The sequence below is a fragment of the Nonlabens tegetincola genome, assembly GCF_002117085.1.
Taxonomy (GTDB): domain Bacteria; phylum Bacteroidota; class Bacteroidia; order Flavobacteriales; family Flavobacteriaceae; genus Nonlabens; species Nonlabens tegetincola.
In genome coordinates this window covers 960,364-986,981 of sequence record NZ_CP019342.1, presented here as the reverse complement: position 1 = coordinate 986,981, position 26,618 = coordinate 960,364, and the positions used below count along the sequence as shown (strand labels likewise).

At 34.1% G+C, this 26,618-nt stretch carries 25 protein-coding genes; 17 read left to right on the top strand and 8 right to left on the bottom strand.

From position 1 onward, the window contains the following. Nucleotides 1–42: 42 nt before the first annotated feature. The 4 genes from BST91_RS04725 to BST91_RS04710 are packed head-to-tail and all read right to left on the bottom strand — an operon-like array spanning nucleotide 43 to nucleotide 2,742. The gene (locus BST91_RS04725) at nucleotides 43–831 is read right to left on the bottom strand and encodes a LytR/AlgR family response regulator transcription factor (protein ID WP_157546997.1); all 789 of its coding nucleotides are present in this window, start codon (nucleotides 829–831) and stop codon (nucleotides 43–45) included. Nucleotides 832–840: 9 nt separating this feature from the next. Further along, entirely contained in the window at nucleotides 841–1,113 is a 273-nt protein-coding gene (locus BST91_RS04720) for a 2TM domain-containing protein (protein ID WP_085774647.1), read from the bottom strand. A gap of 4 nt (nucleotides 1,114–1,117) precedes the next feature. Next, nucleotides 1,118–1,411: a 2TM domain-containing protein gene (locus BST91_RS04715; protein ID WP_042278710.1), complete on the bottom strand. Its 294-nt coding sequence runs from the start codon at nucleotides 1,409–1,411 to the stop codon at nucleotides 1,118–1,120. A 2-nt stretch (nucleotides 1,412–1,413) separates the two neighbouring features. Next, nucleotides 1,414–2,742: a histidine kinase gene (locus tag BST91_RS04710; protein WP_169709757.1), complete on the bottom strand. Its 1,329-nt coding sequence runs from the start codon at nucleotides 2,740–2,742 to the stop codon at nucleotides 1,414–1,416. 151 nt (nucleotides 2,743–2,893) lie between these two features. Between BST91_RS04710 and BST91_RS04705 the strand changes: the two genes are divergently transcribed. Then, nucleotides 2,894–3,670, top strand: a complete 777-nt coding sequence (locus tag BST91_RS04705; protein ID WP_085774646.1) for a M90 family metallopeptidase — start codon at nucleotides 2,894–2,896, stop codon at nucleotides 3,668–3,670. 39 nt (nucleotides 3,671–3,709) lie between these two features. On the opposite strand, the gene BST91_RS04700 is transcribed toward BST91_RS04705, so the two are convergent. Further along, nucleotides 3,710–4,450 carry a DUF6503 family protein gene (locus BST91_RS04700; protein WP_085774645.1) on the bottom strand — a complete coding sequence of 247 codons (741 nt, stop codon included), beginning with the start codon at nucleotides 4,448–4,450 and terminating at the stop codon, nucleotides 3,710–3,712. A 54-nt stretch (nucleotides 4,451–4,504) separates the two neighbouring features. Here BST91_RS04700 and smpB point away from each other — a divergent pair, with 54 nt between their 5' ends. From smpB to BST91_RS04655, 9 genes are all read left to right on the top strand, one after another. After that, entirely contained in the window at nucleotides 4,505–4,966 is a 462-nt protein-coding gene (smpB, locus tag BST91_RS04695) for an SsrA-binding protein SmpB (protein WP_042278706.1), read from the top strand. Nucleotides 4,967–5,092: 126 nt separating this feature from the next. Further along, nucleotides 5,093–7,564, top strand: coding sequence for a DUF5686 and carboxypeptidase regulatory-like domain-containing protein (locus tag BST91_RS04690; RefSeq protein WP_085774644.1), 2,472 nt, complete (start codon nucleotides 5,093–5,095; stop codon nucleotides 7,562–7,564). An 83-nt stretch (nucleotides 7,565–7,647) separates the two neighbouring features. Beyond that, nucleotides 7,648–7,938, top strand: coding sequence for a hypothetical protein (locus BST91_RS04685; RefSeq protein ID WP_042278704.1), 291 nt, complete (start codon nucleotides 7,648–7,650; stop codon nucleotides 7,936–7,938). A gap of 8 nt (nucleotides 7,939–7,946) precedes the next feature. Then, on the top strand, nucleotides 7,947–8,693 hold the full coding sequence (locus BST91_RS04680) for a DUF1835 domain-containing protein (RefSeq protein WP_085774643.1): 747 nt from the start codon (nucleotides 7,947–7,949) through the stop codon (nucleotides 8,691–8,693). A 93-nt stretch (nucleotides 8,694–8,786) separates the two neighbouring features. After that, nucleotides 8,787–9,746, top strand: coding sequence for a phosphoribosylaminoimidazolesuccinocarboxamide synthase (locus BST91_RS04675; RefSeq protein WP_085774642.1), 960 nt, complete (start codon nucleotides 8,787–8,789; stop codon nucleotides 9,744–9,746). 84 nt (nucleotides 9,747–9,830) lie between these two features. Further along, on the top strand, nucleotides 9,831–11,189 hold the full coding sequence (locus tag BST91_RS04670; RefSeq protein WP_085774641.1) for an NAD-dependent succinate-semialdehyde dehydrogenase: 1,359 nt from the start codon (nucleotides 9,831–9,833) through the stop codon (nucleotides 11,187–11,189). Nucleotides 11,190–11,217: 28 nt separating this feature from the next. Continuing rightward, a complete protein-coding gene (locus BST91_RS04665) occupies nucleotides 11,218–11,427 on the top strand; it encodes a hypothetical protein (RefSeq protein WP_085774640.1) in 210 nt (69 codons plus the stop codon). Beyond that, complete coding sequence (locus tag BST91_RS04660) at nucleotides 11,424–11,786, top strand: hypothetical protein (RefSeq protein ID WP_085774639.1); 363 nt, start codon at nucleotides 11,424–11,426, stop codon at nucleotides 11,784–11,786. Before BST91_RS04665 ends, BST91_RS04660 begins: the two co-directional genes overlap by 4 nt. 287 nt (nucleotides 11,787–12,073) lie before the next feature. Next, entirely contained in the window at nucleotides 12,074–12,268 is a 195-nt protein-coding gene (locus BST91_RS04655; protein ID WP_042278701.1) for a cold-shock protein, read from the top strand. A gap of 204 nt (nucleotides 12,269–12,472) precedes the next feature. Here BST91_RS04655 and BST91_RS04650 read toward each other — a convergent pair whose 3' ends face one another. Further along, nucleotides 12,473–13,114: a protein-L-isoaspartate(D-aspartate) O-methyltransferase gene (locus tag BST91_RS04650; RefSeq protein WP_060522559.1), complete on the bottom strand. Its 642-nt coding sequence runs from the start codon at nucleotides 13,112–13,114 to the stop codon at nucleotides 12,473–12,475. 109 nt (nucleotides 13,115–13,223) lie between these two features. Here BST91_RS04650 and BST91_RS04645 point away from each other — a divergent pair, with 109 nt between their 5' ends. The 6 genes from BST91_RS04645 to lysA all read left to right on the top strand — a co-directional run bounded on the left by BST91_RS04645 (nucleotide 13,224) and on the right by lysA (nucleotide 19,601). Beyond that, nucleotides 13,224–14,192 carry a Gfo/Idh/MocA family protein gene (locus BST91_RS04645; RefSeq protein WP_085774638.1) on the top strand — a complete coding sequence of 323 codons (969 nt, stop codon included), beginning with the start codon at nucleotides 13,224–13,226 and terminating at the stop codon, nucleotides 14,190–14,192. Beyond that, nucleotides 14,189–15,460, top strand: a complete 1,272-nt coding sequence (locus BST91_RS04640; RefSeq protein ID WP_085774637.1) for a serine hydrolase domain-containing protein — start codon at nucleotides 14,189–14,191, stop codon at nucleotides 15,458–15,460. The genes BST91_RS04645 and BST91_RS04640 overlap by 4 nt, the downstream gene beginning before the upstream one ends. 4 nt (nucleotides 15,461–15,464) lie before the next feature. Further along, nucleotides 15,465–16,352: a 3-hydroxyacyl-CoA dehydrogenase family protein gene (locus BST91_RS04635; protein WP_085775673.1), complete on the top strand. Its 888-nt coding sequence runs from the start codon at nucleotides 15,465–15,467 to the stop codon at nucleotides 16,350–16,352. 12 nt (nucleotides 16,353–16,364) lie between these two features. Then, entirely contained in the window at nucleotides 16,365–17,591 is a 1,227-nt protein-coding gene (locus BST91_RS04630) for a DUF1015 domain-containing protein (RefSeq protein WP_085774636.1), read from the top strand. Then, entirely contained in the window at nucleotides 17,584–18,255 is a 672-nt protein-coding gene (locus BST91_RS04625) for a YggS family pyridoxal phosphate-dependent enzyme (protein WP_085774635.1), read from the top strand. Before BST91_RS04630 ends, BST91_RS04625 begins: the two co-directional genes overlap by 8 nt. 122 nt (nucleotides 18,256–18,377) lie before the next feature. Further along, nucleotides 18,378–19,601, top strand: coding sequence for a diaminopimelate decarboxylase (gene lysA / locus BST91_RS04620; RefSeq protein ID WP_085774634.1), 1,224 nt, complete (start codon nucleotides 18,378–18,380; stop codon nucleotides 19,599–19,601). A gap of 93 nt (nucleotides 19,602–19,694) precedes the next feature. On the opposite strand, the gene BST91_RS04615 is transcribed toward lysA, so the two are convergent. Continuing rightward, entirely contained in the window at nucleotides 19,695–24,308 is a 4,614-nt protein-coding gene (locus BST91_RS04615; RefSeq protein ID WP_085774633.1) for a LamG-like jellyroll fold domain-containing protein, read from the bottom strand. 199 nt (nucleotides 24,309–24,507) lie between these two features. Continuing rightward, a complete protein-coding gene (locus BST91_RS04610; protein ID WP_085774632.1) occupies nucleotides 24,508–25,713 on the bottom strand; it encodes a glycosyltransferase in 1,206 nt (401 codons plus the stop codon). Between the two features lie 137 nt (nucleotides 25,714–25,850). Between BST91_RS04610 and BST91_RS04605 the strand changes: the two genes are divergently transcribed. Further along, nucleotides 25,851–26,615, top strand: a complete 765-nt coding sequence (locus tag BST91_RS04605) for a ParA family protein (RefSeq protein WP_060522567.1) — start codon at nucleotides 25,851–25,853, stop codon at nucleotides 26,613–26,615. Nucleotides 26,616–26,618: the final 3 nt, after the last annotated feature.

The following is a 26,618-nucleotide window of genomic DNA, read 5'->3' as shown; positions in this document are numbered from 1 at the left end:
AATCGGTAGTCGTTACAATCTTAGTTTTTGTTATTGTAAGTCTTACTGATTCATCCAATTTTTAAAATCCTTTACTCGCTCACGACTCACGATAAGGTCAAATTCATTAAAAGAATCAATTTTCACCTTTAAACGTGAATTTGTGTATGAAATCATATCTTTTATAGCGTTAATATTGATAATAGCTTGTCTAGAAATACGATAAAACTGTTCTGGATCAAGCTCATTACTTACAGACTCTAATTTATTATCTATTAAGTAATTACGCCCATTCGAGAGATTGACATAAGTTCCTTTATTTTCAGAAAAGAACAATTGAATATCATCAACATGAAACAGTTTTAAATGTTCTCCTACTTTAGCTGTATATCGTTTCTTATAATTCTTATCAATAGGGTTACCCAACATTTGGGCTATGCGTGAAAAATCTATATTATTTAGGCTATTTTGAGGTGATTGGGATGATGAGTTTCCGCTTTCGCGAAAGCGTAATTCAAACTTCTTTATTGCAGCCTGTAAGTCATCTTCATCTAAAGGTTTAAGAAGATAATCCACGCTGTTATGTTTAAATGCTTGCAAGGCATATTCATCATAGGCAGTCGTGAATATAATGGCGCTATCCAATTGAACCTCATCAAAGATTTCAAAAGATAATCCATCACTTAATTGAATGTCAAGAAAAATTAAATCTGGAGAACTGTTGTTATGAAAGTAGTTAACAGCTTCTTCTACAGAATGTAACATGGTCATAACCTCAACACCTAGTTCGTGCAACATGCGTTGTAATCTACGAGCAGCAGGTTTTTCATCTTCTATTATTATGGTTTTAATGCTCATTTTCTAATAATTCTTTGATTTTTTCTCTTCCCATTTTTTACCAAAAAATGGATTTAGTTTAAAAGTATTTAAAGCGTGAATAAGCAGTCCTAAACCCCACCAAATTGTCACGGTCCAAATAAAAAATGCCATTGAACCACCAAAATACCATACTAGTAAGGCAATACCACCATTGACCAACATAAATGAAATTAGATGGTTGTAGAAACCTTTGAGTTCTTTTACTCTTTTTACGGCTTTCTGACGAGCCTCTTCTTGGGTTGTAAATGATTCCATTTTGTTATGAGTTAAGTTCTTTTTCCATAATTTCTTGAATTTTGCGCTCTTCCCATTTTTTACCTGTAAATGGATTAGTGCCAAAAATAGCAAATGCATGTGCAATTAATCCTATTCCCCATCCACCAAGAGTGAACAAAAACCAAGGAAATTCCCATTGATTTTGATAGTAATTTAATCCCGCTATTCCTATATTTACTAGTATGTAGACCACACTGTGAGAATAAAATCCACGGATCTCTCCTACTCTTTCTTTTGCCCTTTTGTAGCGTTCTTCATATGTTTCTTGTGGTTTCATAATTAAAAGTTTTTATCGTTCATTAATTGTTCGATTTTTCGATTTTCCCACTCTTTACCTAGTGGTATTTTATAATCGTAAACATTGGCATAATTGTAAATTAATCCAATACTCATCCCAACGGTAGGAAATATGATCCAAGGAAAATCACTTGTAAAATAGTTTACCGCAGACAGGAAGATTAAAATGGCTGCGCTTCTAAAAGCATTATCGTAAAGTCCTTTTATATCGGCAACTCTACTTTTTGCCTTGACTAGTTTAATATCTTCGACACTTGTGTTTTCTACTGTATTCATAATTGTTTCTTTTTCAGTTATTATAGGTATGTTTACCCTAAAGTTATCATCCTGTTTATCGATACTCATTTTACGGTTGCTCAATAAGGCATACCTAGAAGCTATATTATTAAGACCTACACCACTGCTGCGCTTTACTACTTGTTTAGGTTGTAGATTATTTTTGATGGCAAGCATATCTCCATCTTCAAAAATCTCAATTAAAAGTGGTTTTGTATCACTAACCACGTTGTGCTTAACTGCATTTTCTAGTAGTAATTGAAGAGATAGAGGCACAACCTGTGCATCTGGATTGCTCGCTTCATTGGGTATAATTACTTCGATACTATTCTCAAACCTAGTTTTAAGAAGATTCACATAAGTACGTGCAAATTGTAATTCCTCATTAATTGTTACCAATTCTTTGTTACGCTGTTCTAGTACATATCTATACACCTTGGATAATGACGTTGTAAATTTTGTTGCTGCTTTGGGGTTTTCCTCGATCAATGAAACTAGAACGTTCAAACTATTAAATAAAAAGTGTGGATCCAGTTGACTTTTAAGAGCATCGAACTGTGCTGTGGCACTGCGCGCTATTACCTTCTGCTCCTTTACCTTTTTATTTAATGATAGTCTATAGAAATAAACTGCGTGGTAGATCAAACTCACAATCACCGTAATTATGAGGCCCAACCAATAATACTCGGCACTTTGATTTGCCCAGAAGAACTCTAAGGACTTTTGATAAAATCCTAGTACCACAATAATGTAACATACAAACAAGGCTATCATAGTTAATATGATGGAACCTAGTGCACCAAAAATCAATCTTCCTACTGTATGAGTTTCCCAATCATAGTACTTTGATATGAAATTAAACCACCATTGATTTACAGCTGTTAATACTACAGTGAACATGAAATTAATTCCAAAGTTGATTGCTTCTTCTTGAAAGTTGAAGAAATAACCACGAGCGTATGCGTTTATTAATAAGATAATAAAAGCAAGTAAAATGCTATAAATAAAATATTTAAAAAACTTTTTTAAAGTCATGAGTTCTTTTTTTCTAGCTTAAAAGTAAGTCTTTCCTTTAAAGCTGTGACAAATATCTATTCAAACTACATGAGTTTAAAATTGAGGTTACCGAATTGTAAAATAGGTGGACTGAAATGTAGCTAGTACCTTTACAAGGTAAAATGACCTTATGATAACTACGTTACTTATTGTAGCTCTTATTCTAATCTATTTTGTAATTAAATTCAATACCAATAAGAAAAACCCAGCATTATCAATACCTGATTTTTGGCATGCTGATTTACTAAAATATGTACGTTTTTATAAATCCTTGAATCACGAGCAGCAATCTGTATTTAAAAATCGTATGGCACTGTTCTTAAAGGAAATTCAAATAGAAGGAGTGCACATTGAGGTTGCCGACAAGGATAAAATGTTAATTGCGGCAAGCGCTGTAATTCCTGTATTTCATTTTCCAGACTGGCATTACAATAACTTAAAAAACGTCTGGTTGTATCCAGATCGATTCAATCAAGAACTAGGCTTTGCCGAAAAAGATGAAAACCGTAATATCCTAGGATTAGTAGGTACAGGAAGATTTGAGAATCAAATGATATTATCGCAAAAAGCGCTTTATCACGGTTTTCGTAACAATACGGATAAACTAAATACCGCAGTTCATGAGTTTGTACACCTCATAGATAAAATGGATGGTAAAATAGACGGCATTCCGCAAATATTGATGAACCAACCTATGGCTGCAGCTTGGTTAGAGATCATGCATCATGAAATGGAGCAAATCAATAACGACAAGTCAGACATAAGGTCCTACGGTGGAACAAGTGAAGCCGAATTCTTTGCCGTTGCTTGTGAATACTTCTTTTCTAGGCCAAAACTTATGAAACGTAAACATCCAGATATTTACCAAATGCTAGAATCATGCTTTTTACAAGAAACTACAAAATAACGAGCAGTGAATTACCTATTCAATAAGTTGATATTCTTATTAATCTAACGTGAGTTTTACTTGCTCTGTTTTAATCTCGCTGACTAACTCCAGTTGACCTTTTTCAAATAAATCATCCAACTGCAATAAATCAGGATTTGTTTTGACTGCTTTATAGTTTTTATAATCCTGTATGATTACACCATTTACCGTTCTACGATTTACGCTTTCGCGAAAGCGATATCCACATTCTTCCTCACAATACGAATAAGCCAGGTAATCAATTAAATAATTGTCCTTATTTATCCAGTAGACAAAAACGTCGTCGTGATCCTCGCCACCACCTTCTTCTTTAAAAGTAACCTTGACCTCGTAATATTTATTATTTAAAATCGTATCAATCCCTATTTTTTTAGAGATTATAGCGTCTCCATCTAAACTATACGGTAATTGTGCAAAATACACTACGCTATTAAGGCTACTGGCATAACCGTTAAGTAAAGAATCTGCAACGGTAATTAAGGAATCGTTTATATAGCGCTCTTTCTTATTGTTACTCAATACATCTTTAATCCTCAAGGAATCTTGAATAAACTCACGAGAATATTGAAACACACCTTTATTTCTTGTAGCCTCGTATTGTGTTCCTCTAAATTTGAATTCCATCGTAGATTGGTTCAAAAATGGAGAGCCATGCGCTTGAATACTCTTATGAATTAATTCCTTACCAGTATAATCTTTATCATCAACTTTACAAGCAACAAGTGCTGTCAACAGTAGTAATAGTACAATCTTTTTCATTTCACAAATATATAAGACATGCATGTGCTGGTCTGTTTATATTTGCAGTATTATATGAAGATTAACAAAAAAATAGAAATTAAAAATCGTAAGGCACGATTTGAATATGAGATACTGGATAGGTATACTGCTGGTATTGTGCTTGCTGGAACCGAAATTAAAGCTATAAGGTTAGGTAAAGCTAGTATAGCCGAAAGTTTTTGTGAATTTCAAAACAACGAGCTTTGGGTAATCAATATGACAGTACAAGAATACTCACATGCTACCTATTTTAATCATCAACCTAAACAAGAGCGTAAACTTTTATTAAACCGCAAGGAACTTAAAAAACTAGAAAAGGATGTTACTAATTCGGGTAATACCATTGTTCCATTACGCTTGTTTGTAAATGAAAATGGTCTGGCAAAAATGGACATTGCGCTAGCAAAGGGTAAAAAACTTTACGATAAGCGTGAAACCATGAAAGATCGCGATAATAAACGCCGTCTAGACGCAATAAAAAAACAATACAAGTAATTTCATTCAATCTAGGCAACCTTATTTAACAATATACGTCTATGTAGTTAAACAAGGTTAAGTTCCTTCTATAAGACATAGAGTTTTATGGTTCTGAATTAACTTTGGGATCCATAAACCAACTCTATGAAATATTACATTACTCTCATTTTTGTTTTCAGTTTAGCTTTCGCCAAAGCGCAATTAATAGGAACTCTTACAGGAACACAAGGAGATTCGCTGGCCTTTGCCTCTATTTATATTAAAGGTTCGTATACGGGAACAACTACTAATAATGAAGGTGCTTACACTTTAAAACTTCCCAAATTTGGTGATTATGAAATTGTATACCAATCTTTAGGCTATGCTCCTGAAACTATAAAAGTCAACTATCAAAAGGAAAATCAGGTACAAAACGTCATTTTAAAAGAACAGGCCACTTCACTAGATGAAGTAATTGTAAATAGTGATGAAAACCCAGCAGATAGAGTTATTCAAGCTGCTATTGATAATAGAGAAAAGAATAGGTTAAAATTCTCCAGCTATAAAGCAAATTTTTATTCGCGTGGTTTATGGCGTATGAATGATGTTCCAGAAAGTTTTATGGGACAAGAGATAGGAGATCTTGACGGATCACTAGATTCTATAACTAGATCGGGTATTATCTACCTATCTGAAACGGTTTCAAAAATTGCCTATGAAGCACCGGATAATTTTAAGGAACACATAATTGCAAGTAAGATAAGTGGTGACGATAATGGTTTTAGTGCCAATAGTGCCGAAAGTGCCGACTTTAATTTTTACAACAATAATATAGACTTAAATAATCGAATCGTATCTCCTATTGCAGATTATGCTTTTGGATATTATAAATATAAATTGTTAGGAACCTTTTTTGATGATAATAATTTTTTGATCAATAAAATAGAGGTTAAAAGTAAAAGGCCTAATGACAATACATTTGAAGGTATTATTTACATAGTTGAAGATCAATGGACGATTTACGGACTTGAGCTTACCACAACTGGTATGAATATAAATGTACCTGTCATTAAAGAGATAACCTTTAAACAAGACTTTTCTTATGAAGAGAGTAATAAAGATTGGGTAAAACGATCACAAAGCATTGACTTTTCTTTTAAGTTCTTAGGTTTTAAAGGGAATGGTCGATTTATCGCAAATTACACGGATTATAATTTCAATCCACAATTTGAAAAAGATTTTTTTGGTGCTGAAGTTTTGAGTTTTGAAGAAGGTGCCAATAAAAAAGACAGTCTATTTTGGAAAAAACAAAGACCTGTTCCTTTAAATACAGAAGAAAGTAAAGAATACATAAAAAAAGACAGTATTGCAGCGGTACGCAACGATCCTAAATACAAGGATTCAATAGATGCTGTCAACAATAAGTTTAGGTTATTAGATCCCATTACAGGTTATTCTTACCGAAATAGCAATAAAAACTACTCGATTACATACGATGGTATAGCAAACTTTTCTGGTTTTAATACAGTACAAGGATTTTCCATTAATTCTGGGCTCTCTTATTTTAAAGGCTTTGACGAAGGTTATAATAGAACTTTATACCTAGGGACAAAATTCAACTATGGATTTAGTGACGATAGGTTAAGGTACACCTTTACTGGAAATTATAGGTTTAATAGAACCAATCGTAGGTATTTAGGCTTTAAAGCTGGTACTGAAGTACGTCAAATAAATAATAGCAACCCTATTTCTAACCTAGAAAATTCATTAAGCAGTTTATTATTTGAAAGAAATTTTGCCAAGTTCTATGAAGTTGATTTCGCTAGTATCAACTTTGGACAAGAAGTGGTAAATGGTGTTTTTGTAAATACCTCAATATCATATGAAAGACGTCAACCATTAACAAATACTGAAGATCAGGTATGGTTTCCTCAAGATGATATAGATTACACTAGCAATAATCCTTTGAGTTTGGATTTAGGAAGACAAGCGATAATAGACGATCATGAGATTTTAAAAACTGGTGTATCGTTAACCTTACGTCCAGGTCAAAAGTACCAAAGTTACCCCAAGCAAAAATTCAACATCTCCAATGAAAAATACCCAACGATTGTTTTAAATTATGAAGGTGGATTTGCTTCAAGTAATGATAATTACAACTTCTATCAATTCAAGGCAAGTTTGTACCAAGGTTTTGATTTAGGAAATTTAGGTAGAACGAGCTATTATGCCAATGCTGGTACATTTCTTAACGCCGATAATATTTCATTTGTGGATTACCAACATTTTAATGGTAATAGATTAAGGTATAAACTACAAGCAGTTAATCCCTATGGTTTCGGTTTGTTAAACTATTACGATTACAGTACAAATAAGGATTATGCTCAACTTCATGTTCAACATGACTTCAAAGGGTTTATTTTAGGAAAAATACCAGTGCTTAATCAATTAAATTACGATTTGATTTTGAATGGAAAAGCACTTTTTACAGAACGCAAACCTTATTTTGAATTAAGCGCAGGGATCGACAATATTGGTTTTGGAAATTTTAGACCTTTCAGAATAGACTACGTGTACAGCATGACATCTGGAAGAAACTACGGAGCTTTTGTTTTAGGATTCAATCTAGGGTTTTAAAAATTTGTTAATTCTTTTAACAATTGTGTATTTTAAAAATTTTAATAGCCTAAATTTGAGTCAACTAACACAACCCAAATAAAATGCTAGAAATATTTTTAGTCATCTGGCTTTCTAAAAAGCTAGGAGAGATTCTTGAAGAGAAAGGCTATAAAAAAGGATGGTATATAGCCATGTTTGTAGGTTCATGGATTTTCTGTGAATTTGTTATGATACTCATTTTCATAATGTTGTTTTCTGTTGAAAATAACCTAGCCTTAATTCCAGTTGGAATTTGTGGCGGAGCAATCGCTTATGGCTGCATGTATTTATTTGTTAATTCACTACCAGAAAAGGAAGTAGAGGATATTCGCGGCGAATTTAAATTAGATTAAACTTATTGATGCAAGAATACCATATTCTCAACGGTGATGCCTTAAGAAACAGATTCCCTGCGGAACTTAAAGGTAAGAGTATCGTTTTTAGAGAATGTTTTATTGATGGCCCTTTAAAAGCACAATCTTACGAACAATTATTAATTGATCGTTCACAATATATAAAACAGGAGTATAACAGTACTCATCAAGAGTACAACGATCTTGTGATTAAGGAACTAGAGAAACTGTCGAATATACCTGATAATAGTGAGGTGAATTTTTGGTTTGAAGACGATCTATTTTGTCAATCTAATTTATGGTTTGTTTTACACAGGTTTCATCAGATCAATAAAAAGAATATTAAACTCTATTTGATTCGACCACTTAACGCATTTCCTTATAGTTATGGACATCATTCAAATAATGAATTGATTCATATTTATACTAACAGACAAAAATTAGAACAACTCGAATTATGGAGTAATCTATGGAAATCTTACTCGGATGGAAATACCACTACCCTATTACAAATTGCAACACAGTTAAAAAGTAATTATTCTCATGTACGAGCAGCGGTAGATTCTCACATTAATAGATTACCTAACAACAATAGTGACGGGCAGCCACAGGAATTTGTGAAAAATCTAATTAAACAAAATCCCAACCTCAGTTTTAAACAAGTCTTTATAGCATTTCAGGATAAATTCCCACAATATGGGTATGGCGATACTCAAGTAAGAAAATGGTTTGACCAGTATCAAAAACTTGTTTAAAACTTAGTATAACTTCTTTATAATATCCAGTTATCCTATTTCAATTTTTATAAAATAATAAGACCTTTGCTTTATAATCATATTTAAAATATCATGAGCGTACCTAATACCTTAATGGATACTCAGTTTGAGTTTGAAGGACAAAAAAATGTTTATAAAGGTAAAGTAAGAGAAGTCTATAACATTGATGATGAGTTATTGATAATGATTGCTACAGATCGTCTCAGCGCTTTTGATGTAGTCATGCCTAGAGGAATACCTTATAAAGGCCAAATATTGAATCAGATCGCCACGCAAATGATGAAAGCCACTGAGGACATCGTGCCTAATTGGTTAATAGATACCCCAGATCCTAATGTGGCTATCGGTCATTTATGTGAACCATTTAAAGTAGAAATGGTTATTAGAGGTTATATGAGCGGTCATGCAGCTCGTGAATATAAAGCAGGAAAGCGCATGCTATGTGGCGTACCACTTCCTGAAGGCTTAAAAGAGAATGATAAATTTTCTCAACCTATCATCACACCAGCAACCAAGGCAGAAAAAGGAGATCATGATGAAGACATATCTCGCGAGGACATTCTTAAAAGAGGTATTGTAAGTGAACAGGATTACGAGATATTGGAAAAATATACACGAGCGTTATTTGAACGAGGAACCCAACTTGCCGCGCAACGAGGGCTTATCTTGGTAGATACTAAATATGAATTTGGTAAAACTAAAGATGGAAAAATCGTTCTAATTGATGAAATTCACACACCAGATTCTTCTAGGTATTTTTATGCCGATGGTTACGAGGAACGACAAGCAAATAACGAACCTCAAAAACAGCTCAGTAAAGAGTTTGTACGTCAATGGCTAATTTCAAATGATTTTCAAGGTAAAGAAGGTCAAAATATACCTCACATGAGCGATGAGTATATAAACTCTGTGAGTGATAGGTACGTAGAGTTGTATGAAAATATAACGGGTCACGCTTTCGCGAAAGCGGACACAGAAAACATACTGTCACGCATAGAAACTAACGTGAACCAATGGCTATCCAATCAGTAAGCGCTAAACCTATGCTAAAACGAGTTAAAGGCTTCCAAAAGGAAGTCTTTTTTATTGGCTTTAATCGTACTTTTAAAATAAAAAATGATAACTACTTACAATCCGTATACAGGAGAAAAGCTAGCAGAATATAAAGAACTTACCGAAGACCAAATTCAATCGAAACTAGAGAAAGCTCAAAAAGCATTTAATGATTGGAGATTTACTTCCTATGATAAAAAGGCTGCTACTGTGCGATCTATAGGTGACACTTTGAGAAAGAATATTGAGAAATATGCCAAGCAGATGTCACTGGAAATGGGAAAACCTATTTCTCAATCAAGATCTGAGCTTGAAAAATGCGCTTGGTTATGCGATCACTACGCTAGTAAGGCAAAAGATTACCTAGCTAGTGAACACATAGATATAGATGATGCACATTCTTCATATATAAGTTATGAACCACTAGGTGTTGTTCTTGCAGTGATGCCATGGAATTACCCGTTCTGGCAAGTAATGCGATTTATAATTCCTGGATTGATGGCTGGAAATGTAGGCGTTCTTAAACATGCCAGTAGCGTGATGGGAACAGCAAATATGATTGAAGAATGTTTACTTGAAGCAGGTGTTCCAGAAGGGTGTTTTCAAAATCTTGTAATAAGTAGTAAGGCTGTAGAAAATATTATTAAAAATGATATTATAAAGGCAGTGACATTAACTGGTTCAAAACCTGCAGGAAGCGCTGTGGCAAGTACTGCTGGCTCAGAAATTAAGAAAACTGTACTAGAACTAGGTGGTAATAACGCACTAGTTATATTTCCAGATGCCGATATAGACAAATCTGTTGAAACTTGCGTTAACGCTAGATATCAAAACACTGGACAAAGCTGTATCGCAGGTAAAAGACTTATCATCCATGAAAAGGTTTACGATGAGTTCCTAGATAAGTTTACCAATAAAGTGAAGGAGCTCAAGTCTGGTGATCCGTTAAATGACGATACCTACATAGGAGCTATGGCTAGAAAAGATCTAGCAGAAGAGCTGGAAGATCTCATGAATCAGTCTGTAAATATGGGTGCTAAGGTTCACCTAGGTGGAAGTCGTAAAAACGCCTATTTTGAGCCTACTATTTTGACCGATATTACTCGCGACATGCCAGTTTTTAAAGATGAAACCTTTGGACCTTTAATGGCTGTTCTATCCTTTAAAGAGGAAGAGGAAGCTATAGAGATGGTAAACGATTCAAAATTTGGGTTAGGCGCAAGTTTATTTAGTCAGGACATAAGTAGAATGCAAGAACTTTCTAAAAAATTAAAAGACGGCGCCGTATTTATCAACGCCAAAGTTGCCAGTAACCCTAACCTACCTTTTGGTGGTACAGGTATATCAGGATACGGACGAGAGTTATCCCATCATGGAATAAGAGAATTTTGTAATGTGAAAACAGTAGTGGTACACAAATAAAATTATGAATTAGTTTTAAAATCATGTAATGCAAGATTCTGACATGCTAAATTCGGCCGAAAAGAATAGTGAGAATGATTCAAAGCAGCCTAACAAGAATGAGTCATTCTTGGATAGGTGGGAAAACAGTAGCAACCCTTTGGCTCGTTTTTCCTATAAATTTCTACAATCTATTTGGACTGTTGTTATGGCAATAGGGATGTTTTTAGCTTGGTTAATAACCTTACTAGCAACATGATTAAACAACTTCCTTTAAAAATAGTACACCTCTATTTTTTATTAAGTGTCATTAGTTTTTTAATAGTCGAACTCGCTAAATCTTATCAAGTTGCCAGTAATTTTGTGACGGGATATGTGAATGATATATTGGTAATACCTATAGTGAGTGTCATATGTCTACATGTGTTATGGTTTATAAAAAGAAATAAAAGCTTAAGACTGGACGCGTTAAGTATAGCCAGTCTAGTCCTGTTATACAGTATTTATTTTGAATGGTATTTACCACAGGTAAATGAAAGATATACTGGCGATGTATGGGATATAGTATGCTATGCAACAGGAGGATTCATTTTTTATTTGTTACAACGATTTCCTTAATCATTAAAATGCCTGGTTCAAACAAAACTTAAGAATTATAAAACCCTTTAATTACATAAATAAAACATACTATTCTAGGTATGGCAATTAAATTAGTTTAGTTTTGCAGTGATTCTTAGGAATCTTGACACCTTGTTTTCAAAGTAGTTATTTTATTTATTGGTGTATTTAGAGGAGCCTTCTCTTCATTACTTATTCATTCAATCATTACTTTTTTTCTGCAATTATTGCGGTATCTCATGAGTGAAAAGTTCTGAAGAACATTTTTTTAATTTAATTCAATAACAATGCAAGAAGGCAAAGTAAAATTTTTTAATGACTCAAAAGGTTTTGGGTTTATTACCTCTGATGATTCTGGAGAAGATGTATTTGTACACATCTCTGGTTTAATCGACGAAATCAAAGAAAACGACAAAGTTGAGTATGAAACTCAACAAGGTAGAAAAGGAATCAACGCCGTTAATGTAAAAGTGATCGGATAATTTCTAATTCTTTTATAAAAGTTCAACCGTCTTATTCATTAAGGCGGTTTTTTTATGTTTTATATTAGGTAACTTCTACCCTATTACAAAAAAAGGTCTTACCTATCAGTAAAGTTTTCTGTAATGTTTTTAATCAATGAATTTCTATTAACTATTAGGTTTAGATGGAGTTAGGACAGTATCAGCCACTATTATTTAAATACTCTATTCTTTTCCGTCAAGAAACGGTACAAACCTAAATTCTCCAAATGTACTCTTAACAAACTTCGACTCGGATTCGCGTATAATAAGTGTCATAATTTGAGAATCGTCACCTACAGGAATTACCATTCTTCCACCTATTTTCAATTGCGCTAGCAAGGCTTTTGGAATATCGGTAGCACCACAGGTTACTATTATACCATCAAAAGGACCTTGATCTGGTAAACCCTTGTACCCATCACCAAAAACAAATTTTCTAGGTCGATAAAACAGTTTTTTAAATAATTGGGTAGTTTTTTTATACAACTCGTTCTGCCTTTCTATAGTATATACTTGGGCTTTCATTTTGATCAATACCGCACATTGATATCCACTACCTGTTCCTATTTCAAGGATACGCTGGCCTGGCATCACTTCCAGTAATTGAGATTGAAAAGCAACTGTATAGGGATGAGATATAGTTTGTCCTGCTCCTATGGGAAAAGCTTTATTTTGGTAGGCGTGCTCTAGGAATCCACTGTCTAAAAATAAATGTCTAGGTACTTCATTAATAGCATCAAGTACTCTTTCATCAGTAATACCCTTTTCTCTTAGTAAATTTACTAACTGCCTGCGTTTACCTTTATGTATATAATTATCCTCGATGGTGGCAAATTTAAACTTCTGTTCCTAATAAAATACCTTAAAAACTAGGCAAATTTTACAATTTTATAAAGAGCTGTTTTCGTTACTTTTGTGGAAAACCATATTTCATATGCTTAAAGCAGGAGTACTAGGTGCAGGACATCTTGGAAAAATTCATCTTAAACTACTTCAATCAAGTGAGCGCTACGAACTAGTAGGCTTTTATGACGCAAATCCAGAATACGCTCAACAAGTTGAAAAAGAATTTGGTTACAAATACTTTTCTAATGTAGATGAACTTATCCAGGCATGTGACATGATCGATGTAGTCACTCCTACCTCATTTCATCATGACAGTGCTGTAAAAGTTCTAGAGGCAGGAAAACATTTATTTGTAGAAAAACCTATAACAGTAACGGTTGATGAAGCTCATGATTTAATCTCGCTTTCGCGAAAGCATAATGTAAAAGGTCAAGTAGGTCAGGTAGAACGTTTTAATCCTGCTTTTATGGCTGTTAAGGATAACATCGACCAACCTATGTTTATAGAGTCACACAGACTGGCAGAATTTAATCCACGAGGTACCGATGTAAGTGTCGTGCTCGACCTAATGATACACGATATTGATGCTATATTGAGTGTTGTAAAAAGTGAAGTGAAATCAATTAATGCGAGTGGTGTTGCGGTAATATCTAAAACACCCGATATTGCCAACGCACGTATAGAATTTGAAAACGGCTGCGTGGCAAACCTTACTGCAAGTCGCATAAGTTTAAAGAAAATGCGTAAAGCAAGATTTTTCCAAAAAGATGCCTATATATCTGTTGATTTTCTTGAAAAAGCTGTCGAGGTCGTTAGAATGAAAGACGCTCCTGAAACGCCTGGCGACTTTGATATGATTCTTAAAAATGCAGAAGGTGAAAGCAAACAAATTTACTTTGACAACCCAGAGGTAAGTGCCAATAATGCTATTCTAGACGAATTAGAAACCTTTGCAGATGCTATTGAAAATAACACCAGACCTATCGTAAATCTTGAAGATGGTACTCGCGCACTAGATGTAGCTCTTAAGGTGATTGAGAATTTTAAATCATTATGATACGAATTTTAATAGGTAGTTTTTTAGTGCTTCTTTGTTTTTCTTGTAAACAAGAAAAGAATACCACAACTCAAAATAATACCGAATCCTCTGTTTCAAATTCAAATAAAGTAGAGAATAAGTTTCAGATACTTGAATCAAAAATTGATAAACAATTAGATAGTATAAACGATCTAAATTATTTTAACGGTTTTGGAGTAGCGGTTGTCAACAAAGATTCCCTATTATTTACCAAAGGATACGGTTATAGGGATCTTGAAAAAAGCTTACCTTATACTTCTCACACCATTCAAAACATAGCTTCTATTTCTAAGGTATTTGTAGGACTTACACTTGCCAAGGCTATTGAAGAAGAAAAACTAAAGTTGGATGATAATATTAATAAATACTTACCATTTACTGTTAAGCATCCTCTATTTCCTAACGATACAATAAGAGTCCAACATTTAGTTAATCACACAAGCGGAATTAGTGATAGGGAATATTACAGTTCTTCATACATTAATTTAGAAAAGGACACTAATGGAAATCCTTTGATTGATCAAGAAGAATTAGAGTACTTTCTACCAATTGAAGAAGATCGCAGTCTTGAAGAATTTCTTAAGTCTGGACTTACAGTCACTGACAGTACACATTCAGATTATATTTTTAACGAGTATAAACCTGGTACCATTCATGAATATTCAAACATAGGTGCAGCACTAGCTGCCTATGTTGTTGAAAAAGCTACACAAACAGACTTTAAAGATTATAGTAAGCAGCACGTGATTGATGAGTTAAAACTCAAAGAAACGAGCTGGAGATTATCAGATCTAGATACTACATTGCGTAGTAAGGTATATAGCACCATAGATTTAAGATATCCTGACTACAAGCTTATCACTTTTGCAGATGGAGGAATGTATACCAGTGTTCATGATTTAGGATTAGTATTTTCAGAAATAATAGCTGCGTATCAAGGAGAAGGTACATTACTTAATAAGGATACTTACAAACTCTTTTTCACTAAAAGTTTAGATTCCACACATTTATCTAACAAGGAAAACTTAAAAAATCTCAAGAATGAGCAAAATCACGGTATTTTCTTAAGTTATGAACAAGGAAGAATAGGCCATACTGGTGGCGATCCAGGTGTAGGAACAGTCATGTTCTTCAAACCTGAAAATGATTTTGGAATTATTTATTTTGTAAACACAGATATTAACTCAAAAGAGGCAATGCAAACCTTTGTCAACATAACAGAACTATTAGAATCAAATTTTGAATAAAAAAATGAAAAATATTACAGTAATCGGCGCAGGAACCATGGGGAATGGGATCGCACACACTTTTGCCCAAAAAGGATTTAATGTATCACTTGTAGATATCTCTCAAGAAGCATTGGACCGCGGTCTAGGTACAATAAGTAAAAATCTAGATCGTATGATTGCCCGTGAAAAAATTACTGAGGCCGACAAGCAAGATACTCTTAATAACATCACCACTTATACAGATCTTAAGGAAGGTGTACAACAGGCTGATCTCGTGGTCGAGGCAGCTACAGAAAATGTTGATTTGAAATTGAAAATCTTTGGACAAATGGATGAGTTTGCTCCAGCAGATTGTATTCTTGCCTCAAACACATCTTCAATTTCTATCACACAATTAGGTGCTGCTACCTCACGACCTGAAAAGGTAATAGGAATGCACTTTATGAATCCTGTACCTATCATGAAGCTAGTTGAAATCATTAGAGGTTACTCAACTAGTGATGAGGTTACAAAATCTATTATGGATATGTCGATTCAATTAGGCAAAACGCCTACTGAGGTTAATGACTATCCTGGATTTGTAGCAAATAGAATTCTTATGCCTATGATTAACGAGGCTATAGAGACTTTATACAACGGTGTTGCAGGAGTACAAGAAATCGATACTGTAATGAAACTGGGTATGGCACATCCTATGGGACCATTACAGCTGGCCGATTTTATAGGTCTAGACGTATGCCTATCAATTCTTGAGGTTATGTATGATGGATTTAAAAACCCAAAATACGCTCCTTGTCCACTATTAGTTAATATGGTAATGGCAGGTAAAAAAGGTGTGAAATCTGGAGAAGGCTTTTACGATTATTCAGAATCTAAAAAAGCAGAGAAGGTAAGTTCAAGTTTTGCTTAAGATCTCATAATTGTGCCAAAAATAAAACCCTTCAAAGGTGTAAGAGCCTCAAAAGAAATTGCTACTCATTTAATATCCAGATCGTATCAGGATTACAAACGAAAGGAGCTTAAAAGCACCTTAAAATATAATCCGTTTAGTTTTCTGCATATTTTGAATCCTGGTTATAAATTTAATCATGAAAGTACAGGGAATGAACGTTTTCAACTAGTTCGCAACAGGTACTTAGAGTTCAAAGAGGATCAATTTCTTAAAAGTGAATCAGTTCCCAGTTTTTATCTGTATCAATGTACAGAAAACGGTCACGAGTATGTAGGAATTATTGCTGCCGCAAGCACCAATGACTATAACAACAATGTGATTAAAAAGCATGAGAACACACTTAAAGTAAGGGAAACACTGTTTAAAGAATATTTAAAAACAGTAGGCTTTAATGCAGAGCCTGTTTTGATCACTTACCCTGATCAACAAGATATTGATGATATCGTTTCACGTATAAAACAACGTGAGCCTGAATATCATTTTAAAACAACTGATCGCAATGAACATAAAGTGTGGATCATAGATGATGCAAAGGATTGTGATAAAATTGAACAATCCTTTGCAGCTCTACCCTATTTATACATTGCAGATGGACATCACCGCAGCGCCAGCTCGTATTTACTATCTCAGGATTTAGGTAGCAAACATGATTCCTACAATTATTTCATGAGTTTTCTAATCCCAGAAAGTCAGCTACAAATCTTTGAATTTAATAGACTAGTGACAGATCTTAATGATCTTACAAAGGAAAATTTTCTCATGAAACTAGATCAACATTTTAGAATTCAAAATCGAGGTAAGGAAATGTATAAACCGTCCAAAAAGCACCACTTCAGTATGTACTTGGATGGAGAATTCTACAGCCTATATTGGCGTAAACAGGTCATGACAATTGATAGTCCTTTGGATGATCTTGATACGCAAATGTTATATGATTATCTGCTTCAACCGATTTTAGATATTAAAGATCCTAGAAATGATCGCAGATTATCCTACAATTATGGGAAGGATGCTCTACTAGACATGAAGGAGCAAGTTGATAATAATGAATACGCGGTAGGTTTCGGTCTATTTCCTGCAACGGTAGAACAAATAAAAAAAATCGCCGATGCAGATCTTGTAATGCCTCCTAAAAGCACTTATATAAAACCTAAACTTCCTAGCGGACTATTAATTTACGAATTTGAAAATGAGTAATATTAGTGAAAACATATTACGCTTTCGCGAAAGCGTAGAACCCAAGGCTACACTTATTGCTGTAAGTAAAACAAAACCTATCAGTGATCTAGAACAAGCCTATGAGACTGGTCAGAGACATTTTGGTGAGAATAAAGTCCAAGAGATGACGTCAAAATGGGAACACTTACCTAAAGATATCAAATGGCACATGATTGGGCACGTTCAAAGGAATAAGGTTAAATACATGGCTCCTTACGTGCATTTAATTCATAGTGTAGACTCTCCTAGGTTACTAAAGGAAATTAATAAGCAAGCAAAAAATAACGATCGTGTTATTAATTGTTTATTTCAAATTCACATTGCCCAGGAAGAGAATAAATTTGGATTTGACGAACAAGAATTGCTGGATTACATCACAAGTGAAGCGTTCAAGGAGTTATCTCATGTTTCAATCACAGGATTAATGGGAATGGCTACATTTACAGATGATCTAGATCAAATTAGAAAGGAATTCAAATCATTAAGCAGCTTGTTTTCCAAATTAAAAGAAGATTACTTTACTCATGATGAATTCAAAGAATTATCCATGGGAATGACTGGTGACTATAAAATAGCTATTGAAGAAGGTAGTACGATGGTACGTATAGGTAGTGCCATTTTTGGGTCTAGAAACACACATTAGATTATCGATACATATATTACCTAGTAAATTACTAGGATTAGGTAAAAAATTAGAGTTTTTTTTCACATCAACTACCTCTGTGCACTTATTTTTGTGAGCTTAAATAATTTAACATTAATAAAATGAATGCACAAGATTTAGTTGCAGTAGCTCAGGAGCACGGTAGTCCTGTCTACGTCTATGATGCACAGCGTATTATATCACAGTATGAACGATTAGAGTCCGCTTTCGCGAAAGCGAAAAATCTAAGAATTCATTATGCTGTAAAAGCCCTGTCAAACATCTCAATCTTGAAGCTTTTTAAACAGTTAGGCGCTGGACTCGATACCGTGAGTGTGCAGGAAGTCAAACTAGGGCTAGCAGCTGGTGTTGATCCTAAAAAAATCATTTACACTCCTAATGGTGTTTCTCTAGAAGAAATTGAGCAAGTAGCCGCTCTAGGTGTTCAAATAAACATTGACAATTTATCCATACTAGAACAATTTGGGTCTAAACATCCTGATGTACCTGTATGTGTGCGTATAAATCCACATGTGATGGCTGGTGGAAATGCTAATATCTCAGTAGGTCATATAGATTCAAAATTTGGTATATCAATACATCAAATTCCTCATTTATTAAGAATTGTCAAGAATACAGGTATGCGTGTTAATGGAATTCATATGCATACAGGTAGCGATATATTAGATATTGGCGTGTTTTTATATGCGTCTGAGATTTTATTTGAAACCGCAGCAAAATTTGATAATTTAGAGTTCATAGATTTTGGTAGCGGTTTTAAAGTTCCTTACAAGGAAGGAGACGTATCTACCGACATTGAAGAATTAGGTGAACAATTGACTGAACGATTTAATACCTTTTGCAAGGAGTATGGTAAAGATCTAACTATAGCATTTGAACCTGGAAAATTTTTAGTTAGTGAATCTGGTTATTTTTTAACTAAGGTAAATGTGGTAAAGCAGACAACCAGTACCGTGTTTGCTGGCGTTGATTCTGGATTCAATCACTTAATTAGACCTATGTTATACGGATCGTACCACAAAATTGAAAATGTTTCTAATCCTGATGGACGTAAGAGGTATTACAGTGTTGTAGGATACATTTGTGAGACAGATACTTTTGGTAATAACCGTCAAATTGCTGAGGTTACAGAAGGTGATATACTAGCTTTCTCAAATGCCGGTGCTTACTGTTTTTCAATGGCGAGTAACTATAATAGTAGGTATAGACCTGCCGAAATTTTGTGGTACAATGGAGAATCACATGTCATAAGAAAGCGAGAAACTATGGATGATATTTTACGTAATCAGGTTGAGGTTTCTTTATCCATTGAACAAGAGGTATAGTCCATAAAATTATACTTTATATAAATAGAAAAAGCCGCTTCTTATCGAAGCGGCTTTATCATTTGTAGTTAATTATTATATATACTCTCTGGGTTATTTTACAATTACCTTTTCACTATAAGAGCCACTATTTGAATCTATAGTTACAATATAAGCTCCTGCGCTCATTTCATTTGTATCTATAGTAATCACATCTTGATAATCAGGACTGTCGATGTGAACTACTTTTTGTCCTAATGTGTTGTATAAGGTTACACCATTTACTAAAAGTTCATTTGAAACCTTGATATGAATTTGATCAGCATTAACTGGTTGATAGATGGTAATTTGATTATCCAATTGCACAGTATTATTTGACAAAGTAGAAGGATCATTGAAGACAAGTTCAAATCTATCATTGACAGTTCCTGCGCTCATATTATCAATTAAAGCATCAGCATTACGTAAATTATGATACATACCCGTTAGGTTGTCATGCAGGAATATATTTAAATCTTGATTAACATTTTCTAGATTATCCAAACCAATGGTGATTGTACCTGGGTTACTTATTTTTACTGCCAAAGGTAGGATGGTATTGTTATCAAAACTACCTACACCTTGTATCACATAAGTGTCTCCACCGAAATACCAAGACATATCGTCCATTTGATTATCTTGTTGCTTAGCATCAAATCCTCTATCGTAACCCATCGTAGCACTTACGTCTTCAGTAACTAACAGTTGTCTATGTATTGTCCCTGGGCTATCAAAACCTAATCGTATTTTTTGTCTAGTATCATTAGGTCCATTGTAATCTAAGTCTGGACTAATAGCAGCAGCGCCACTACCAGGTGCAGCAACAAATACACTAGGACCTGTAGATTCTTTAATAAATTGACGTTGATCATTTTCAAATCTAACAGTACCGTTTGAAGTTGCTCTTACAAAAAAGCCTTGTGCTACTGGTACAAATTGCTCTGGAGTTTTTGTAGGAACTCCACCTTGATTTACTTGTGGACTGCTTGTTCCTATACTAGCGTTAGGAACTCCACCAGAGAAATTGTAGGTTGCATAACCACCTTGATATTGGAGTAACACGTGACTGTTTCCACCCCAATGTTCCCAGAAGTAAAGCGTACCGTCCAACTGAGGATTATCTCTTATGAACTCATGAGCATCTAATGCTGATGGATACGGATTACCTACTAAATAGTCATTACCATTATTAATTGGTAAGTCAATGACACCATTGTTAGGTCGACCTATAAATACATAATTCTGTTCTCCTGAAATGTTGTCGCTATTACCTTTCATTGTAAATCCTTCACCTGTATTTAGGGATCCATTAGGACCGACATATTCCCAATTGGAATAATTTCCTGAACTTAAGTTGGAATATTTGTACAACCATCTACCAGAGATTGTTGCAGCAGTACTAGCCGTTCCAGGAGCTCCATCTCTTACATTTCTACTTGTAAAATTCATAGGTCTAGGATTATCGGCAAATGTTCCATCATGCATAAAGCCTTGAATGGTATATCCATCGTTATTCAAAGCATTAGTAGTTGAACTAACAGGTGAACTCCAGTAATTATAGTTGTACTTATCAGAAGTTCCTTGTTGATCTGCCTCTAACGATCCTGTACTAGAACCAATTAAATCACTATCTAAAGTTTGCACTAATTGTGCTTCACCTTCCAAATCAATTAGACCATCAAGTTCCAGAATATGGGTTACTGTTAAACCTAAATCATTTTTTACTGAAAGTTCGTTAGACTGTTGGTTTAAGCCTAGAAGTGTAATGTTCTTATCGGTTATTTCTATATTATGAGATGACTGTACGATGTTCCAATCAATATCATAAACAGTTCCTGCTACAACTCTAGTACTACCTGGATTATACAGTTCACCACCGTTTTGCCAAGTGCTGTTATCTGAGAAATCTCCATTAGCTTGAGAAATGTATGGAAGAGGAGCTGTTTGGTCAATAATGGTAAAATTTGAAGGTTGTCTCAAACTACCACGGTGTTTGTTACCAGAAGCGTCATTTAGGTGCGTACCTATGTAGGTATTCATATTGTAATATGCTTCTAGGTTTGACCAAGATAGTGCTGCTATATCATTCTTTGTTACACTAGAAGGAATAATAGCTCCTTTTATTCCACCACCAAACTCTTCAATCTCTTGATTCATCATAAATCTGATTTGATCCTGATTTATAGCAGTAGTAAAAATTCTAACTTCATCAATATTTCCATAAAACTGATTTCTTACATCTGTTTTAGATATGTATCTCGCTCCTATACAAAAATCTTCATTATTAGTTGTAAGCGCAGCTATATTTTGAGTTTTATCAAGAACTCCATCAATGTAAAAATTAATTGATGTCCCATTATAAACAACTGTGATATATGTCCAAACATTATCGGCGATTCTAGTATTACTTTTTCTTGTTTGGGTTTGATGTCTCATAGATACTCGATTATTAGCATCAAGGAATAACCAATAACCATTATTTGCGGTTCCTTTTTTAGATACTATTGTTCTATTATTTCCATCTGAATTAGCACCTCTTGATAAAACCCAAGCAGAAATTGAGTAGGCTCCGTTTAATTGTATTTCGTTTCCAACTTGTACATAGTCATTTTCACCATCAAAATCAATATGTCTAGGCTCAATTTCTTCATGTGCTACACCAAACTTCACATATTTTTCACCATCAAAGTCATAAGTAGTTTCAAGTGTTGCGCCATTCTCATCTAAAAAGATAGTTTCCAATACATCATTGAAATTTTCATCATTGGCAACAATCATTACGTAAGCATCATTTCCCACTAATGCTGGTAAGCTAGAGAAACCTGCTGTTTCTACACTTACCTTTACTTCAGGTATGTCATTTCCTTGTTCAGAAACTTCTTTAAATTTCCATGTTCTTTTAGTAACATCAGTAAACGTAGTAACTAAATCAGGACCTAATGTAACAGCCAAAGGACTTGGCATTGGGTCAAGATCCTCAGACGTACTTCCCCAAACCAAGAAGTCGTAATCGTCTTCAAATGTATTAGGGTTAGCGTTATTCGTATTATATAAATCACCCAAGCCAACTGAGACAAAAGCATTTGGATCTATACTTCTAGCCTGTTTTTGATTTAAGCGCATACAATCATCTCTTCCTATAGCGGTAACATTATAAGTAAAACCAGGATCTATAGAAGCATTCCACAATTCATTACCTGAACTATCATAATAAGAACCTGGAACATGAGGTAGACCAATAGAATCTATAGGAAATAACCCTAACGTTATTCCGTATTTCATAGCAAAATAGGATTCTATTTTCTCACGCTCGTCATCTGACTTCTTTTCAGAAAAAGACATGATTTCTAAAATATCTCCATTAAAACTAGATCCAAAAAATTCTGATCTTCCTAACCAATATCTCGAATTTAAAATTTCCTTTATAGTTGTACTATTAACCTCTTGAATTAAACCAGATAAAGCTGGAATATTTTCAAGATTGACTCCATCTAGATACAATTCCATTCCATCACCGGAATCATTAACTCTTACATTAAAAACAACTGGTCTGTCATAATTAAGAGTAGGATGTACAATTGCCTTACCATAATCATTTTGTGCACCTTGATTGTAAGCTACAATGTCAGGATTAGTTCCATACCTAGCACTTGTGTTATTGATAGAAATACCTGTAACATCTTGATTATTTCCGCTTGTATTATAATCATCACCCATGAAAACATCTTCAGTTCCACGAGAAGCATTAAGGCCTTGGGTAGGGTTTATTACCACATAAATATCGTTATAATAAAAGCCACCTTTACCAAACATAGATTTGCTTCCGTCAAATGTCACTACCGGATTATAATTTGCATTTGCAGCGGCGTTATCTTGGTAAATAGGGCGTTGTGATCCACTCGATGTGGCATTAGTATAAGATCCATCAATTGTCACATTACCTATTGCGACAGAGTTTCTCCACTCACTAATCAGATCACCATCATTATAATTATCTGCTAAGGTTGCTGGATTTAACCAAAGTTCTAAGTCTGGTCCTACTCCGTTACCGCAATCTACATAAACCTTTGCAAGCTGTAAGTATCCTTCAATCCTAAAGTCATCGATAGCTAGACCATCAGCATAATAAGCAGCACCGTCAGACTGAAACCAAACTCTAAAACGCACATCACTTTGATCGTCAAAAGCTTGTGAAGGCAAGTTCACACTTGCAGTTGTCCAACCGTTAGAATCATTTGCCCATGCACCGTAACCACCTACTGCACTAGCGTCATCAGTTGTCATCCAATTAACAGAATCAGGTTCGCCTACTCTACCTAAGGTTCTCCAACCTAAACCATCGTTATTATCAAATTCAATTCTAAATCCATCAGCTCCATTTGGAATAACATCTAGATTATATCGAAAACTTAACACCATCCTTTCATAACCGGATAAGTCAATCAATGGAGTTGTTGTTGACATTCTGGCAAATTCCTCATAAGTTACATTAGACCTCGTTCTACGTATGTATTTGTAAAAGCCTGCTCCATGAGCTGCAAGATCAGATCCTCTTCTCCATTGCCCGCGATTGGCAGCATCAGTCCAAGCATTATCCCCAAGGCCGGTCGTGAAGTCCGCATTGAAAATAGTAACCTGTGCATTTGCTATTCCTGATAATAAAACTAGAATTAAGTAAAACTTCTTCATACCTTAATAATTAACTACGGTACAAAGTAATTTCAGCCTATGGAGAAAATGGATTTTGCAAATTGAATTAAAATTATTTTTTCTTAAAAAAACGTAAAAAACAAGTTTAAAATACTGATATACAGTTTTTTATCTTATTTTTATTATTCACTGCATAACAGTTTATCGATGCATTTCATCGATAAAAAGTTCAAGGGTTTTAAGAATTTATATTTTTTTGTTCTAAAAAACGTGAGAAAAATTCGTATTGTTTTTGACTAAAATATCTGATCATGCGTTGTTCTATTGATAATTTCGACGAACTACCAACTAGCATTATATTTAATAGTGCTTTTTTAACAGTTGTTTGTCTTTTTAACAAAGTATTACATAGTTCAAGCTGATAATTTAACAGTTCACCTAATGAAGAATGGTCCTGATACAACTTAACAGACTTACTTACAAATAACTGTTTATCAATTGTTTCTATACTGTCTAAAGCTATTTTTTCAGATGAAATCCCTTCCCATAAATATACCGTTCCGTTTATCGGTAAACTACACTTTAGTGCATCAAATATTTTTGTCTTAATACCTGCACCATATGGAATAGGAGCCAACATTAATTTATACTTAGATAATTCTATCTCTATATTTTCACAGTATCCTTTAACGATAAAGCCCTCTTTTTTTGAATGCATTTGATTCACAAATGCCGGTAACTCATAACCATAAATATGTAATTCTACTTTAGGAAGAGATTGCCTAATCAAGGGCCAAATACTATTTTTTAGCAATTTTATCGTTTCTATGTTCGGTCTATGCTTTCCTGAGCCTAGAAAAACAAAATGCTCACGGTCATCAAAATTTGCTATTGAACATTCAATATTTTTATATAAGAAAGGGACAAATACTAATTTTTCTAATGGAATATTAAAGTGTGACTTGAGCAACTCTATTTCATAATTAGCTATGATTAAAGAATAATCAACTCTAAGAATTGCAGCAATCTCTCGATAAGTGTATTCATTATCAAAATTTACAATAGAATCTTTCAAATAAGCCTCTTCCCTAGCCTTTCGTAAAAAATGTAAATCTTCTGTATCTAGTATATGAATACACTCTGGTAAAACTTTTCTTATTCTCCAGCTGTATTGTTCTTCAATCATAAACCTATCATAAAGTACATGACTGAAAGAATATTCTCCTACAAATTCATTGAAAGATTGATTATTTAATTCAATACGATGACCATATATAGTATGACGATTACAAAAGTTATCATCAATTGGTAAAACAGTTGCAAAATGAATTTCATATTGAGACTGAAAAGTTTCGATTAATTGAATCATCCTTGTACCAGTACCTGATCCGTTTGGGTTAGGCCAATGAGCACCAATAATTAACAGCTTTTTATTAGATTGCAATAGATTTACGTTTTTAAGGTTTATATAAACGATTGAGTTAAAACAGCTTAAACCTAGGTTAATAAATAGCCGTCACAGACTAGTAAAAATAAGAACTAAATAATTACTTTTATCGCTCACATTTTCTTTACAAAAGCATGGGTAAAATTATAGCAATAGCTAATCAAAAAGGTGGTGTAGGTAAAACAACAACAGCAGTAAATCTAGCGGCATCGCTAGGTGTATTGGAAAAAAAGGTTTTATTGATAGACGCTGATCCACAAGCTAATGCTACATCGGGATTAGGACTCGATGTAGAGACTATAGAAGCAGGAACCTACCAGTTGATAGAGAATTCTACTCCGGCCATGTCATTAATTAAGGAAACTAACGCTCCTAACGTACAAATAATTCCAGCTCATATTGATTTAGTCGCTATAGAGATTGAATTAGTAGATATTGACCGAAGAGAATACATGATGAAGCAAGCCTTATCCTCTATTAAGGATAATTTTGATTTTATAATTATAGATTGCGCTCCTTCTCTAGGGTTACTTACTTTAAATGCTCTTACTGCAAGTGACTCGGTGTTAATACCTATCCAATGTGAATACTTTGCTCTTGAAGGATTAGGCAAATTATTAAACACAGTTAAGAGTGTTCAAAAAATTCACAATCCAGATTTAGATATAGAAGGATTACTACTTACCATGTACGATAGTAGATTAAGATTATCCAATCAAGTAGTAGAAGAAGTTAATCAGCATTTTGAAGGTTTGACCTTTAAAACAATTATACAACGTAATGTTCGTTTAAGTGAGGCTCCTAGTTATGGAGAAAGTATCATTAATTATGACGCATCCAGCAAAGGATCGGAGAACTATTTGAGTCTAGCAAACGAATTGATAAATAAAAACGCATAACTC